The following is a 14669-nucleotide window of genomic DNA, read 5'->3' on the forward strand; positions in this document are numbered from 1 at the left end:
TTCCGTTATTTTTGAAGCTATGTGGTCTATTTGTAAAAAAGAATTCCGGCAGTTTTTTGCCAGCTTAACCGGACTGGTAGCCATCGTCGCCTTCCTGCTGCTGAATGGTCTCTTCCTTTTCGTGTTCCCCGATTCCAGCATCCTCGACTACGGCTATGCCACCCTCGAAAAATTCTTTGACCTCGCGCCATGGATCCTGATGTTCCTCGTCCCCGCCATCACCATGCGCAGCTGGTCAGATGAATTCAAAGGCGGCACCTTCGAGATCCTGCAGACCAAACCACTCAGCGCCTCCCAACTCGTTACCGGTAAATACCTCGGCGCCCTCGCCATCGTTTTTATAGCCCTGCTGCCCACCATTATCTACGCCATCAGTGTGCAGGCACTCAGTGCCGACAAAGGCATCGACATGGGCGGCACCATCGGCTCCTATATAGGACTCTTCCTGCTGGCGGCAGTATTCACAGCCATCGGAACCTGGTGCAGCAGTCTCACCCCCAACAGCGTGGTGGCCTTCCTGCTGAGCGCATTCATGTGCTTCCTCCTCTATATCGGATTCAGCGCCATCAGCAAATTACCAGCCTTCCAGGGCAGCCTCGATTATGCACTCGAGATGCTCGGCATCGATTTTCATTACCGCAGCATCAGTCGCGGTGTACTCGATAGCCGCAACCTTGTTTATTTCGGAAGCATCATCGCTTTCTTTTTACTGATCACCAACAGGAAAATCGCCATTCGATAACATTACCCATGAAGAAACTATCGCAATCAAAATTTTACTGGATATTCCTGTTGCTGCTGTTCGTGCTCGTCAATATCATCGCGGGCCTCTGGCCGGTAAGGATAGACCTCACATCAGAAGGGCGATACACACTGTCCAAGCCCACGCGCAAACTCCTCACCACCCTTGAAGAGCCCGTTAACATCGACGTTCTCCTCAGTGGTGAAATGCCCGCAGGCTTCAAGAAACTATCCGCCAGCACCAACGACCTGATGCAGGAATTCAAGGCAGCGGGTGGCCGCAATATCCGTTTCCGTTTCCTGAAACCAGGAGAGGGACTCAATGACGAACAGAAAAACCAGCTCTATGATTCACTGAGTAAAATGGGATTGAACCCAACTAACATCAAGGCGCAAACGAAAGAGGGGGAGGGACAGGAAGAGCGGCTCGTGCTACCCGGTGCCGTCATCACCCATAAAGGCAGAAGTACAGCGATCGATCTATTGCAGGGAGTGGGCTCCGACCCATCGGGCGACCCGCTCGGTACCCTTAACCGCGCCGACGCATTGATGGAATATAAATTCGCCAATGCCATCCGGCAGTTGAAACAGGATACCGTTCCGCTGATCGGCTACCTCGTTGGAAACGGCCAGCCCGAATCATACCAGGTATATGATCTGATAGAAAATATTCTCAAGAAAAATTATGCCTTCCGCATTCTGCCTGTTGACAGCGTACCCATCATCCCGCCTGTATTCCAGGCCCTGATAATCGCAAAGCCAACAACAGCCTTCAGCGACGAGCAGAAACTAAAAATAGACCAGTACGTGATGCAGGGCGGTAAGCTGCTCTGGATGATAGATAACCTCTATGCAGAAATGGATAGTCTGCAGCGGGTGCAGAATGAATTCATCGCCTTCGACCGCGGCCTTCAACTGGAAGACCAGCTCTTCCGCTATGGCGTGCGCATCAACCAGGACCTGCTGCAGGACCTTAACGCCGACAAGATCCCATCGGTAATAGGTTCCGTTGGCGGCAAACCACAGATACAATTATTGCCATGGCCCTACTTCCCGCTGCTCAGTAATTATAGCGGTCACCCCATCGCCCGCAACATGGATTATGTACTATCACAGTTCCCGAATTCAATAGACACTGTAGAGGCAAAGGGCATCCGCAAAACCATACTGCTGGCCAGTTCCATCGATACCCGCCTGCTGGCAACGCCCGCCAAAGTAAGCTGGCAGAGTATCGAAACAGAGAACGATCTCAAGACCTTTAATATGGGAAACCAACCCGTGGCAGTGTTGCTGGAGGGGAGTTTCAGCTCGCTCTATTCCAATCGCGTAGGAGCAGCAGAGCGACAGGCATTTGAAGCGGCCGGACAACCCATCCGCGCCTCTTCTCCCGAAAACAAAATGATCGTTATTTCCGATGGAGATATCGCTCTCAATGCCGTTACACAAAATGAGGGCCCACTGCCCATGGGCATGAACGCATATACAAAACAACAATATGCGAACCGTGACTTCATCCAGAATTGTATAGAGTATCTTGTGGACGAATCGGGCATACTGGAAACCAGGAGCAAGGATTTTACCCTTCGACTCCTGGATCAGAAAAAACTGGAAGCCGGCAAAACCAAATGGCAACTCATCAATATCATCGTGCCGGTGCTGTTGATATTGCTGTTCGGGATAGGGTTCCAGTGGCTGCGCAAAAAACAGTTTCAGCATAAATAGAATATCCGAATAAGAGAATAGAAACCGATAAGAATGACACCTGAACAAATTAGTTACATTGTATTTGGCGTGGTAGTATTGATAGCCCTTGTTTTTGACCTGGGACTGATGAGTAAATCTACCACCGAGATCACGATGAAAAAAGCGCTCTACCAGACCATCTTCTGGGTATCGCTGGCACTTGGATTTTTTATATTTCTCTGGTTTGAAGACGGCAAGACCATCGCACTTGAATATGTAAGCGCTTACCTGATGGAATGGTCGCTCAGCATCGATAATATTTTCGTGTTTATTCTCATCTTCGGATTCTTTGGCGTGAAGCAACAATATGTGCCCAGGGTATTGCTGATCGGTATCATCCTGGCAATCGTATTCAGGATCATCTTCATCTCCGTTGGTATCGTGCTGATAGAACGCTTCCACTGGCTGCTCTATGTATTTGGCGCGCTGCTGTTATACACGGGTATCAAGATGTTCACGGCCAAGCAGGATGAAGACTCCGATATGTCTGATAATACCGTCTACAAATTCCTGCAACGCGTGCTGCCACTTGTTGCGCATGATGGTGGGGGTAAGTATTCTATCGTGCAGGATGGCAAGCGCTATTATACCAGCATGTTTGTAGTGGTGATCATGCTCGCCACCACCGATATCATTTTCGCACTCGATTCCATCCCCGCCGTATTTGCTATTTCGCAGAACAGGCTGGTAGTTTATACTTCTAATATTTTCGCGGTACTTGGACTAAGATCACTGTTCTTCCTGCTAAAAGGAGCCGTGAACAAATTCGCTTACCTGCAGCAGGGCATTGCCGTAGTGCTTGTATTCATCGGACTTAAAATGCTGGCCGAGATCTTCCATATTAAAGTGCCGGTATATATTTCCTTACTGGTGATCGTGCTCTGTATCGGCACTTCAATCGTTTACTCCATGAGTGTGGCCAATAAGGCACTTGAGAATGAGTTAGCCGATAACAAGAAGGAATAAACCTACCGTGCAGTATACCATCCCTGATATCGCTGCTATAATTGGTGCCCGCTGGCAACGGCAGGCGGGGAGCGCTACCATTTCACATCTGCTGATCGATAGTCGCAAGTTGCTGTTCCCACAGAGCACCGTTTTTTTTGCCCTGAAAACAGAAAGCAGGAATGGCCACCAGTTCATCGGGAGGCTGTACCAGCAGGGCGTCCGCTGCTTTGTGGTGAGTGAAGAGATGGACCCGAAAACCTTTCCCGGCGCCAGTTTGCTCTTAGTAGAGAATACGCTCATAGCTTTACAAACACTGGCAGCAGCGCATCGCAAAAAGTTTAGCTACCCGGTCATCGGTATCACCGGAAGCAATGGCAAGACCATTGTAAAAGAGTGGCTTAACCAGCTGCTGGAAGAAGATCATAATATTGTAAGGAGTCCCCGCAGCTACAATTCCCAGATAGGCGTTCCACTCAGCGTTTGGCAGATGGGGCGCCTGCATAGTCTGGGTATTTTCGAAGCCGGTATTTCCCGGACAGAAGAGATGTTGGCACTGCAAAATATCATCCAGCCAACTATAGGAATCTTAACTAATATAGGTGCAGCGCATAACGAGGGATTTAGCTCCCTCCGTCAAAAGCTGGAAGAAAAATGGAAGCTTTTCCATAGTGCCGGGGTCATCATTTACAAGCGCGATCATGGATTAACAGATGAATATGTAAACGAAATAAGGCGGGATGACTGCCTCTATTTCAGCTGGTCCTTTGAAGGGGATGCAACCATGCAGGTGAGCAGAACCGGAGCAGATGAAACCGGTGTTGAATGTACCATCAGGTATCAGGATCAAACCTTTGCATTAAGGATTCCCTTTACCGATGAAGCCTCCATTGAGAATGCACTCACATGTTGCGCCTGCCTGCTATACATGGATCTGCCTGCCGACCTGATCACAAAAAGAATAGCTCAACTACATAGCGTGGGTATGCGCCTAGAGATGAAGGAAGGCATTAACCATTGTTCGGTTATCAATGACAGTTATTCCGCCGACCTCAGTTCACTGATCATTGCACTCGATTTTTTAGCGCAGCAGAAACAGCACCTGACCAAAACCGTTATATTATCCGATATCCCTGAAACAGGCATGCCGGAAGAAGAATTATATCAGAGAGTTGCCATGCTCCTGCAGCATCATGGCGTGAAAAAATTGTTCGCAATCGGGCCTCGCATAAGCGCCCACAAAGCGGTGTTTGAAGCGGCTGCATTAGAAGTGCACAGTTATCCCGAAACAGCCTCCTTCATTGCCCATGCACCCGAGATCCATTTCCGGGATGAGACCATCCTGATCAAAGGTGCGAGGCGGTTTTCCTTTGAAGATATCTCTGCGCTGCTGGAGATGCAGGTACACCAGACGGTCCTGGAGATCAATCTCAATGCCATGCTGCAGAACCTTAAGCAATACCAGCAACTGCTACAGCCCTCAACCCGGCTGATGGCCATGGTAAAGGCTTTCAGCTATGGCAGCGGAAGTTATGAGATCGCCAGCCTGCTGCAATTCCATGGTGTCGATTACCTGGCGGTGGCCTATACCGATGAGGGTGTGGCACTTCGCAAGGCAGGCATCGATATGCCCATCATGGTGATGAATGCATCGCCCTCAGCCTTTGATGCGCTGGTGGAATTCAACCTCGAGCCCGTACTCTATTCATTACAGTTATACAAGCGTTTTGCCGCCTATATCCGCCAGCAGGCCATCACCCGTTATCCCGTTCACCTCGAAATGGAAACAGGTATGAACCGGCTTGGATTTGAGGAAGCAGATATAAAAGAACTGCTGCAACTGCTTGTGCAGCCCTGGTTCAAGATCCAATCCGTTTTCAGTCACCTCGCCGCCAGTGAGGATCCGCAACATGATGGATTTACGCACCAGCAGGTGGAGCTATTTGAGGCAGCCACAAAACGTATTGCAGCGGTACTCGATCACAGCTTCCTGAAGCATATAGAAAACACGGCAGCCATTTTCCGTCACCCACAATGGCAGATGGATATGGTGCGGCTGGGCATCGGCCTCTATGGCGTAGATCCATCTGCATCATCAGCCATGAGGCTGGAGGAAGTATCCACCCTCCGGACCACCATCGCGCAGATAAAAGAACTGGCACCCGGAGAAACAGTGGGCTATGGAAGGAGAGGTGTTGCGGCAAGGCAAACGCGCATAGCCACGGTGCGCATTGGCTATGCCGATGGCTATCCCCGCGTGCTGGGCAATGGCAGGGGCAGCATGCTGGTGGGCAATCAACTGGCACCGGTGATCGGCAGCATCTGTATGGACATGACGATGATCGATATCACGGGCATCGACGGAATAGAAGAAGGGGATGAGGTGATCGTATTCGGCAAAGGCTTGCCGGTGGCCGAGCTGGCTGCCGCTGCCGGCACTATCCCCTATGAGATCATGACGGGGGTTTCCCAAAGAGTTAAAAGAATTTATTACCTGGACTAGTTAGCTGCTGCAATTGTGCGGGATGCACGCCAACGGTTATCTTTGTCCCTTTAGCAATGAATATGGCAAAGGCGAGAAATGTTATTTTACTGATTGTACTGATCCTGGTAGTTGACCAGGTGCTTAAGATCTGGGTGAAGACGAATATGCCCCTGAGTTATCACTGGGATGCCACGCATGTACCCATTACCCCCTACGACCGCGGTATCAGGCCCTTTGGCGAGAATGCCGAGTGGGCACAGATCTATTTCGTGGAGAACGAGGGCATGGCCTGGGGATGGAAGTTTGGTGGTGAGTGGGGCAAGATGGCCCTTACCCTTTTCCGCATGCTGGCGGTGATCTTCGGGGTCTGGTATATCCGCGAGATACTGCGGAAGAAGCATAGTACCGGCTTCATCGTTTGCGTGGCGCTGATCTTTGCCGGGGCCTTTGGCAACCTGATCGACAGCATGTTCTATGGACTGATTTTTGAGGAGAGTACCTATACATCGGTGGCGAAGATGTTCCCGGAAAAAGGCTATGCCGGATTTCTGCATGGCAAGGTGGTGGATATGTTCTATTTCCCCATCATCCGCTCGCATTATCCAAGCTGGTTTCCGATAGTTGGCGGGGATGACTTTGAATTTTTCAGTCCGGTTTTCAATATCGCCGATGCCTCCATTTCAGCGGGGGTGATAGCATTGCTGGTTTTCCAGAAACGATTCCTGGAGCCCGAAGCTGATACGACAAGGAAAACGATTGAAACAAATACCAGGGTAAATGACGATGTTCAGGTATCCTGATAAAACCTACTCTATGCGTAAGATATTTTTACCGATCCTGGCAATGATGGTGCTTGCTTTTACCGGCTGCACCAAGGAGGAGAGTCTTGAGGAGATGCCAATTGTGGAAGACCAGAATAACAGCTGGCGCTTTGTGGAAGGGGGAACAGAATACAGGGGGGTGGTTGACACTGCCTTTATTGAACTCATCAATGGCACCGAGGTGCTCACCATAGAAGGAACAGTCACTTCCGGAACCCAGGGAAATATAGCCCTGCTGCTGGTGGGCGACCCTGTAGGGGTGGGCAATTATCCCTCTCCCTTATCTGCGCTATTCTATATCGAAAACGGCGCTTTCAAGTATGAAACCGATCCTGCAACGCCAGGATTCACCATCGGCATTACGCAGTTCAGCACAACTTCAGTAGCCGGAACCTTTTCCGGGCTGGTTAAAGAAGATGGCGTTGATCGCAATGTGACGGAAGGAAGTTTTAAGGCGACTTTTTAGAATGCATCATAGTTTTAAAAAGATTCTCCTCTTATATAACCAATAACACAAGTACCATTCTACAAAAAGGGTTATAAGGGCAGAAAAGATTGCCTGTATGCCTTCGGGAGTATTGAATAATCCGGTAAATCCATTGGTGAAGATGGCCACAGCACCATTAAGCCATTGCACCCCTACTGTTTCAAAGAAGAGATATATAAAAATGGCGTTCATGCCCATCACTTCAAATACCCAGGCAAAACGGTTCCAGCCTCTCAGATCAATTATATAATAGAGTAATGCCATCATCAGCAGTATCCATCCCCCTGATGCCAGCGTAAAAGAGGAAGTGCTGATTCGTTTAATTATGGGCGTTATACCAGACAAATCAAGTGCGTAGCCGGCTGCAAGGGCAACCAGGCCGGCAATTAATAATGTTTGCAATTTTTTAGCGGATGACTCCTTTGAAATAATCAGTTTCCCTGCAAGCACCCCCCAGATGGTATGTGCAGCGGTTGGGATAATATTGATAGCCACCCATCCATCGCTGTTGATCTTTCCCATCACGATGGTATCGAACCATGCACCGAAGTTTTCTGAGTGGGTAAAAGGTTTGTCGAATCCGGGCATAAGAACAAAGCGGTACAGGAATTCAGTCAGTATCAGTAGAGCGATCGAGAATATGATCTGGAACAGGGATGATTTACGGATGATGGCATAGGCAATTAAAGTGGTGAATGCGAGTTGTGTAAGCACGTTCCAGAGTTCCCAAACCATTTTACCGGCATATATACAATGAAGGGCTGTACCAAACAGAAAGAGTTTAAGACAGCGGATAGCAACATGACGAAAATTGGTTTCCCATGTTATGCCTTTTTTGGATTTGTTATAGAAGGAGATATACAATGCGGCCCCTGCCATTGTCATGAAAGCAGGTTGTACCAGGTCCCAGAACCTGAGACCATGCCATGGGTGATGAAAGAACTGTTCAACAACAGCATTGGGGATGCCCGTTGCAAACTCTTCGTTCAATGCAATATAGAGATGACAGCTTTCGGCGGCAAGGAGAAGCATGATGAGGCCGCGCAGTACATCCAGCGACTGAAGTCGGTTTGAAGGCAGGAGGGAAACAGGAGGGGTGCGGTTGACAGTTGGTTGCATCCTATTAATATAAGAAAAGGATTACCAACTAAGATGTGCAAACGTTTGTCTGAATTCAGCGATTATGAACAAAAGACATTCTCCTATTCACTGTTGCCTACTGCCTTTTTAAAATTACGGGAATCAACCATATGGGATTCATCACCCATAATTCCAAGCGCATAATTATTAGCTTCCTCCATGCGGATCTTGTTTTGCTTCTTTTTTCACTGAGCTCACGACTCCATTTCAACGGGAGTGATAGCATTGCGGGTATTACCAAGATTCACCATCGGCATAACCCAGTTCAGCACAACCTCTGTAAGCGGAACGTTCTCCGGGCTGGTTAAAGAAGATGGTGTTGATCGCAATGTGATGGAAGGCAGTTTTAAGGCGACTTTTTAGGAAGGATTGATAAAATGAAAAACCCTTTATCAGTTATTTGAAACTTCGGAAATATTAACCACATCGCAAGGTGAATGATCACATTTTGCTTATAAAGTAGTGTTCTGCATATAATAATTAATTTTGGTATCCGCAATACCCGCTTTATGGTATTTTTCATACTTGTTTACCATATACTTTTGACTAACGTTAATGTATGACCTAAAAGCATGAAAGATTTTTTATTCTCTATTTCCAATAACACGACCAGTTTTGTGAAACTATTATCAAGTAGCAAGATGTCATGGTTAAGTAAGAAGTATTATTATATCTTCCTCTATTCTTTTTTCTGCCAAATTAGTTTTGGACAGGGTGATCTTCCTCAACTGATCAAACCTTCACCTAGCACTTCCAGCTTATTTCAATTTCAAGAGTATCCAATGGATTATTCAACAGGGTTACCTCAAATTTCAATTCCATTATATACTATAAATAGCGGTAGTCTTTCTTTGCCAATTTCAATTAATTATCATGCTTCTGGTCGAAGAGTAGGGGATAAAGATGGTCCAGTAGCATTAGGATGGTCACTTTCGGCTGGCGGCATGATATCAAGAACAATTCATGGATCGCCAGATTTTGGAACATTTAGTACGGGAACATATAAATTTCCTTATCCACTGCGTGTTAATAATTTATCGAATTATAATGATTTAAATTATTTGCAACATAGCTCATGTACCTTCCGATAATTCATTTAGGTCTATGCCATGGATGGACTCAGAATATGACATTTTCTCATATTCGATTGGTGACAAATCAGGTAAGATAATTTTCGAGGATAGTAATAATGTAAAAAAACCTGTTTGGATTCCTCAAGTACCATATTTGGTAAGCATTAATTTTAATGATACTGAATTAAGCACAATAAGCATTACGGATGATAAGGGTATTATGTATTTTTTCATTCCAGGAGAGACCTATTCTAGCAGCATGAATTCTGCAAGATCTGCATGGGTTCTTGAAAAAATAATTTCAAATGATAAGGTTGATACCATTTCGTTAACTTATTTGGGTGCTAGTGAAGTAAGAACGACAATTTCACAAACAGCAACATTGATTGATCAATGGAATATGATTCAAGAGCAATTTCCATTAGTAAATCCGGAATACAGTGTAAATGAGTCCTCTGAAACATATTCTATATCTCGTGTTTCTTCAATAAAATTTAAGGGTAACGTTATGAATTTTAAATATTTACCCAATAATACCCGTATTCAAAGTGTTGAGGTTGTTAATAAAAATAATGAAGTAATCAAAGACATGAGGTTTTACTCATCTATGTGTTATAGTCAATCGGAAATTGGCACATCTACAAATAAATTGGATTCTATTGTTTTCAATAATAGGAACGGCGCACGTAATAATAAATATGCATTCGAATATTATGCATTAGCCTCATCCAATGGTCAATTAAACTTACGCCATCAGGATTGGTGGGGCTATTACAACAATTCAGGTTTGAATGATTTTGTTCCCCGTTATACTAATTTGTATTATGTAGGATCAGGAGGGCCAGGCGTAATAAATGTAGGAAATCCATCTGCAAATAGAGAGCCCGATTTGGCGGGGCTAAAGAGTGGGGTTCTTAAAAAAATCACTTATCCTACTGGTGGGTATACTGAATATATTTATGAACATAATCTAGCAAATTTATTTGGCATTTCTGGTACTCCTAGAAAAGGGCCGGGGTTAAGAATACAGCAGATAAACAATTCTGATTCCGTCGGCCAGGTTTATAAGAAACAATATAAATATGGGGTTAATGAAAACGGATATGGGATAATTGATGCATTTCCTGATATTTCAACCATGTCTAAAGAGATGTCAATTGGTTTTATGAATAACAGTGCCCCCTTAATATGGTCGCCAGATAGAGGGGGGAGTTATCGTATTAGAACTTTTAGTTCCGACATAAATACCGAAGTGTCAGAATTATTTCAGAGGCCAGTTATTTATAACGAAGTGACAGAATACGAAGGAACAAATTCAATTAATACGGGTAAAGTTGTTTTGAAGTATGATTATAGTCCTTGGGCATTAAATGGTATGCCGTCCTTATCTCCACTAATAATTGGAAAAAAACATATTAAGAACTTTAATTATTACAGAACTCCCAGTTTGATCTCTAAAACAGTTTTTAAACAGTTAAACAATCAATATTACAAAATTCAAGAGCTTATAAATATTTATAACCTTACTACTACAGATACAATTACAGGTTTACATATACAGCGTAATTTGTCATTCCCTCAAACTGGTCAAACTACTGCTTATCATCCAGATTATACTTCTAACGTTACGCTTAGAAGTGAGGAATATGCAACTTTTCAGTGCTGCTTCGGAGTACCACTTGGGCCAACACCAAACATTTTTACTTTTGATAATTATCAAATCATTACAGGTGTAAAGAATTTAAAGAATTCAATATCAATTCAATTTTTGGAAAATGGAGATTCTATGGGAACCTCTACATCTTTTGAATATAATTCAAAAAACCTCCTTTCCAAGGAGGCTACTATTAATTCATTAGGAGATACAATCTCAAAAGTTACAAAATATCCATTCGATTATAATACTCCTATAAATAATCAAATGGCAGCTATTAATATGCTCAATTTCCCTTATGAGGAAGTCTATTCAAAAAATAGCTCAATATTAAATAGCTATAAAACTGAGTATATTAACATAGGTACATCAATTCAGAAGATATATCCCCAAAGCGTTTATAAGAAATTCAAGTCCGATACTTATAAGCCTATCCTAAGATTCCATAGTTATAATGATTATGGTAAACCAATTTCTGTTTCCAAGGAAAATGATGTTATAATTTCCTATTTATGGGATTACAAAAATACGCTACCAATAGCTGAGGTTACAAATAGTGATATTGGTGATATTGCTTATACATCTTTTGAAGCTGAGGGAAAAGGTGGATGGCTTTTTAATGGCACCTGTTCGATTGATTTATCTGCCCCAACTGGAAAAATGGTTTATGATTTAACAGGTGGTAATATCACCAAGAGTGTAATCGCAACTAAGAATTATTATCTAACTTATTGGCGCCCCTCGTCAGAAACTGCTTTAAATATATCCGGCACTCAAACAGGTTATCCCTTGATTGGCACCTCTATAAATGGATGGAAGAAAATTGTACATAAAATATATGGAAGCACAAATATTAGCCTAGCAGGGCTTGGTAAAATCGATGAAGTCAGGCTTCATCCAGAAAATTCGCAGATGAGAACATATACCCATACTCCATTAATTGGTATTACATCTGAGGGGGACCACAATGGAAATTTGACTTACTATGACTATGATTCAATGGGCAATTTATATTTAGTTAAAAATGAATCTCGTAGTATTCTTAAAAAATTCTGCTACAATTATTCCGGTCAACTAGTTAGTTGTGACCCTTTTTACAATGATGACAAGAGTGGTACATATAGTAGATCCAATTGTGCATCTGGGTACACCGGGGGAAGCTATTATGTAAATATCCCTGCGGGTATGTTTAGTTCAACTGTATCCAAGGCCGATGCGAATAACCAGGCGACTGCCTACGGACAGGCACAGGCAAATATTTACGGTGCTTGTACTTCAAGTACTGTCTCCCTTCTTTGCAACAACAATGTATCCAATGGAACATTTTTCATCTCTTTCTTTAATGAGTCAACAGGTGCCAGCTACAACTTTACTTCCTCATACGGGTATGGTGTGACGTTAGGTAGTATTCCAGCAGGCAATTATACCATTAGCATTACGCCTACCCGATTCGATACGATGTATTTTTACACTGCTGGTTGTTATACCTATGGTGGTGGTTATGATTACACTTTTTATAGTATTCCTATTAACTCCACCTGCAGATCAATTGAAATTTCTTATTAACCATATTTATGCGAAAAATATTCCAAATACTATTTCTTTTTATTGTTTCAAGTTATGCGCTCTCTGCCCAGAACCTTTATTCCTATAATATAGAAGAAGAATCTGGCAGTATAGTGGGGCTAAGTAAAATGCAGGGAAGCAAGTTAATCGTAATGATCACAGGTGGAATTTCAGATTCATCATACAAAGAGTTGGCTACCATATATCAGCAATATCCTTCAGTTCGTTTTATTTCTCTGCCAATGGAAAGTTTACGCCAGGAAGCCAGCTCCGGTTTAGATTCTTTGACTGGAGTAGTCAAGGGCAAACGTGCATCAGATAACAACACTACCAATGGCAGGCTTCTTCAATGGCTCAGCCGGCGTGTATTGAACCGTCATTTTGAAGTTTCCACTTTGCAAGTAGGTTATAAATTTTTTATTGATGAGGAAGGTGAGTTGTATTGTGTTCTACCTCCTTCTTTCCAGTTGTCCCCTGGTAAATTGTCTATCATTATTAATAAGAATCAAGCTATTCAACCTGCTAATTAATTTCATGTCAAATTGTTGTCAAATACATAGGTTATTAACCATTTTATCAATGCTGTTCAGTTTTGAGTTATGGTCGCAACAACCTATCCAAAGCAGCAGCTTGAACGAGCAGTTAAATAGTTTCAATATATCTGACAGGTTTTTAGCTACGCTAAAAAAGAAGGCGTTAAATGAAAAATCCAGGATGGAAAAATTAGGATCAAAATACTTCGATAAGATTAAAAATGAAGAAAAAAAGCTCTATCGAAAGTTGTATAAAAAAGATAGCCTGCAAGCCAGATCACTCTTTGGTAATGTCGATTCAGTTTATAACCATATGAAAGCTGAGGCCAGTATCCATAGCCTTACCAGTGGCCCTCGGGAACATTTTTATAACGGACGGCTGGATAGTCTGCAAACAACCTTAAAATTTCTTTCTCTGGATAATAGCAACATAGCTGAAGGAGTTCCTTCAAACCTTTCCCAAGCCAAAGAAGCATACCAACGTCTTCAGGCTCAGTTTACCCAAAGTACTTACCTCGAACAGGCCTTGCTTGCACGTAGGCAAGCGATAGCCTCCCAGCTTAGCAACCATCCGCTGGCCAAAGAACTTAAAGCCTATCATCAACAGGTTCAATATTACCAGCAACAACTGCGGCAGGCAAGGGAATGGCTGGATCAGCCGGATGTACTGGCCAACAAATTATTATCCTATGCCAGCCGGCTTCCCCTTTTCAGAGCATTTATGGAAAAGCACAGTGCTTTTGCTGCCATTTTTCCAACGCCGGATCCAACGGTTCCATTAACAGGACTTGGAGGCCTTCAAACCCGCACTGCCTTGCAAACGCAAATGGGCTCTAGTTTAGGCATAGCTAACCCCCAGGCACAGTTGCAGCAGGGCCTGGGTCAGGCAGAACAGGAACTGCGCAACCTTAAAGATAAATTGTCACAAGGCCAGTGGGGTGACGCAGGGGAAATGCCCGCATACAAAACCAACGAACAGACAACAAAATCCCTCTGGCAGCGGCTCGAGTGGGGTAGTAACCTGCAGAGCACCCGTTCCAATAATTACTTTCCAACAACAAGTGACCTTGGACTAAGCCTTGGCTACAAGCTGAATCAAAAAAGCATATTGGGTATTGGCGCCAGCTATAAGCTGGGCCTGGGGCGCGATTGGCGCCATGTTCGGCTTACCCACGAAGGAATGGGCCTCAGAAGCTTTTTGGACTGGAAACTTAAAGGAAGCTTTTGGGTGAGCGGTGGAGCAGAGTTAAATCATCGCAACCGGATTGAGGACCTGGCATTACTCAAACAACCCGACAACTGGCAGCAGAGTGCCCTTGTGGGTATTACCCGAAAATTCAAAGTAGGTAAAATGCAATCCGATGCGCGCCTGCTATATGATTTTCTCTCGGCCCGGCAAGTTCCGCGCACACAACCATTGGTTTTTAGAATCGGCTATACGTTCAAATGAAGAATATGCGAACCTTATCCCAACCAACCTA

12 protein-coding genes are annotated in these 14669 nt (G+C 44.2%); 10 read left to right on the forward strand and 2 right to left on the reverse strand.

Annotation, left to right across the window (positions count from 1 at the left end; all coding sequences use genetic code 11):
- The first annotated feature begins 19 nt into the window (after positions 1 to 19).
- The 6 genes from gldF (at position 20) to HY58_RS17805 (ending at position 7201) form a co-directional block, all read left to right on the forward strand.
- Positions 20 to 742: a gliding motility-associated ABC transporter permease subunit GldF gene (gene gldF / locus HY58_RS17780; protein WP_039135263.1), complete on the forward strand. Its 723-nt coding sequence runs from the start codon at positions 20 to 22 to the stop codon at positions 740 to 742.
- Between the two features lie 8 nt (positions 743 to 750).
- Positions 751 to 2463 carry a gliding motility-associated ABC transporter substrate-binding protein GldG gene (gldG, locus tag HY58_RS17785; RefSeq protein WP_039135265.1) on the forward strand — a complete coding sequence of 571 codons (1713 nt, stop codon included), beginning with the start codon at positions 751 to 753 and terminating at the stop codon, positions 2461 to 2463.
- A 33-nt stretch (positions 2464 to 2496) separates the two neighbouring features.
- Positions 2497 to 3450, forward strand: coding sequence for a TerC/Alx family metal homeostasis membrane protein (locus HY58_RS17790; protein ID WP_039135266.1), 954 nt, complete (start codon positions 2497 to 2499; stop codon positions 3448 to 3450).
- 7 nt (positions 3451 to 3457) lie between these two features.
- Positions 3458 to 5932 carry a bifunctional UDP-N-acetylmuramoyl-tripeptide:D-alanyl-D-alanine ligase/alanine racemase gene (locus HY58_RS17795; protein WP_039135270.1) on the forward strand — a complete coding sequence of 825 codons (2475 nt, stop codon included), beginning with the start codon at positions 3458 to 3460 and terminating at the stop codon, positions 5930 to 5932.
- A gap of 62 nt (positions 5933 to 5994) precedes the next feature.
- Positions 5995 to 6714: a lipoprotein signal peptidase gene (locus HY58_RS17800; protein WP_039135330.1), complete on the forward strand. Its 720-nt coding sequence runs from the start codon at positions 5995 to 5997 to the stop codon at positions 6712 to 6714.
- A gap of 13 nt (positions 6715 to 6727) precedes the next feature.
- Complete coding sequence (locus tag HY58_RS17805; RefSeq protein WP_156123750.1) at positions 6728 to 7201, forward strand: hypothetical protein; 474 nt, start codon at positions 6728 to 6730, stop codon at positions 7199 to 7201.
- 6 nt (positions 7202 to 7207) lie between these two features.
- Here HY58_RS17805 and HY58_RS17810 read toward each other — a convergent pair whose 3' ends face one another.
- Positions 7208 to 8341, reverse strand: coding sequence for an acyltransferase family protein (locus HY58_RS17810; RefSeq protein ID WP_052324269.1), 1134 nt, complete (start codon positions 8339 to 8341; stop codon positions 7208 to 7210).
- 215 nt (positions 8342 to 8556) lie between these two features.
- Positions 8557 to 8691, reverse strand: coding sequence for a hypothetical protein (locus HY58_RS19930; RefSeq protein WP_256381594.1), 135 nt, complete (start codon positions 8689 to 8691; stop codon positions 8557 to 8559).
- A gap of 243 nt (positions 8692 to 8934) precedes the next feature.
- Between HY58_RS19930 and HY58_RS17815 the strand changes: the two genes are divergently transcribed.
- From HY58_RS17815 to HY58_RS17830, 4 genes are read left to right on the forward strand one after another with little or no spacing between them, the layout of a single operon-like run.
- A complete protein-coding gene (locus HY58_RS17815; protein WP_156123751.1) occupies positions 8935 to 9453 on the forward strand; it encodes a hypothetical protein in 519 nt (172 codons plus the stop codon).
- A gap of 13 nt (positions 9454 to 9466) precedes the next feature.
- Positions 9467 to 12655, forward strand: a complete 3189-nt coding sequence (locus HY58_RS17820; protein ID WP_039135278.1) for a DUF5977 domain-containing protein — start codon at positions 9467 to 9469, stop codon at positions 12653 to 12655.
- A gap of 8 nt (positions 12656 to 12663) precedes the next feature.
- Positions 12664 to 13185, forward strand: coding sequence for a hypothetical protein (locus tag HY58_RS17825; RefSeq protein ID WP_039135281.1), 522 nt, complete (start codon positions 12664 to 12666; stop codon positions 13183 to 13185).
- 49 nt (positions 13186 to 13234) lie between these two features.
- Positions 13235 to 14638, forward strand: coding sequence for a hypothetical protein (locus HY58_RS17830; protein WP_039135285.1), 1404 nt, complete (start codon positions 13235 to 13237; stop codon positions 14636 to 14638).
- The last annotated feature ends 31 nt before the right edge of the window (positions 14639 to 14669 follow it).

It is taken from the genome of Flavihumibacter sp. ZG627 (genome assembly GCF_000814325.1).
Classification (GTDB): Bacteria; Bacteroidota; Bacteroidia; order Chitinophagales; family Chitinophagaceae; genus Flavihumibacter.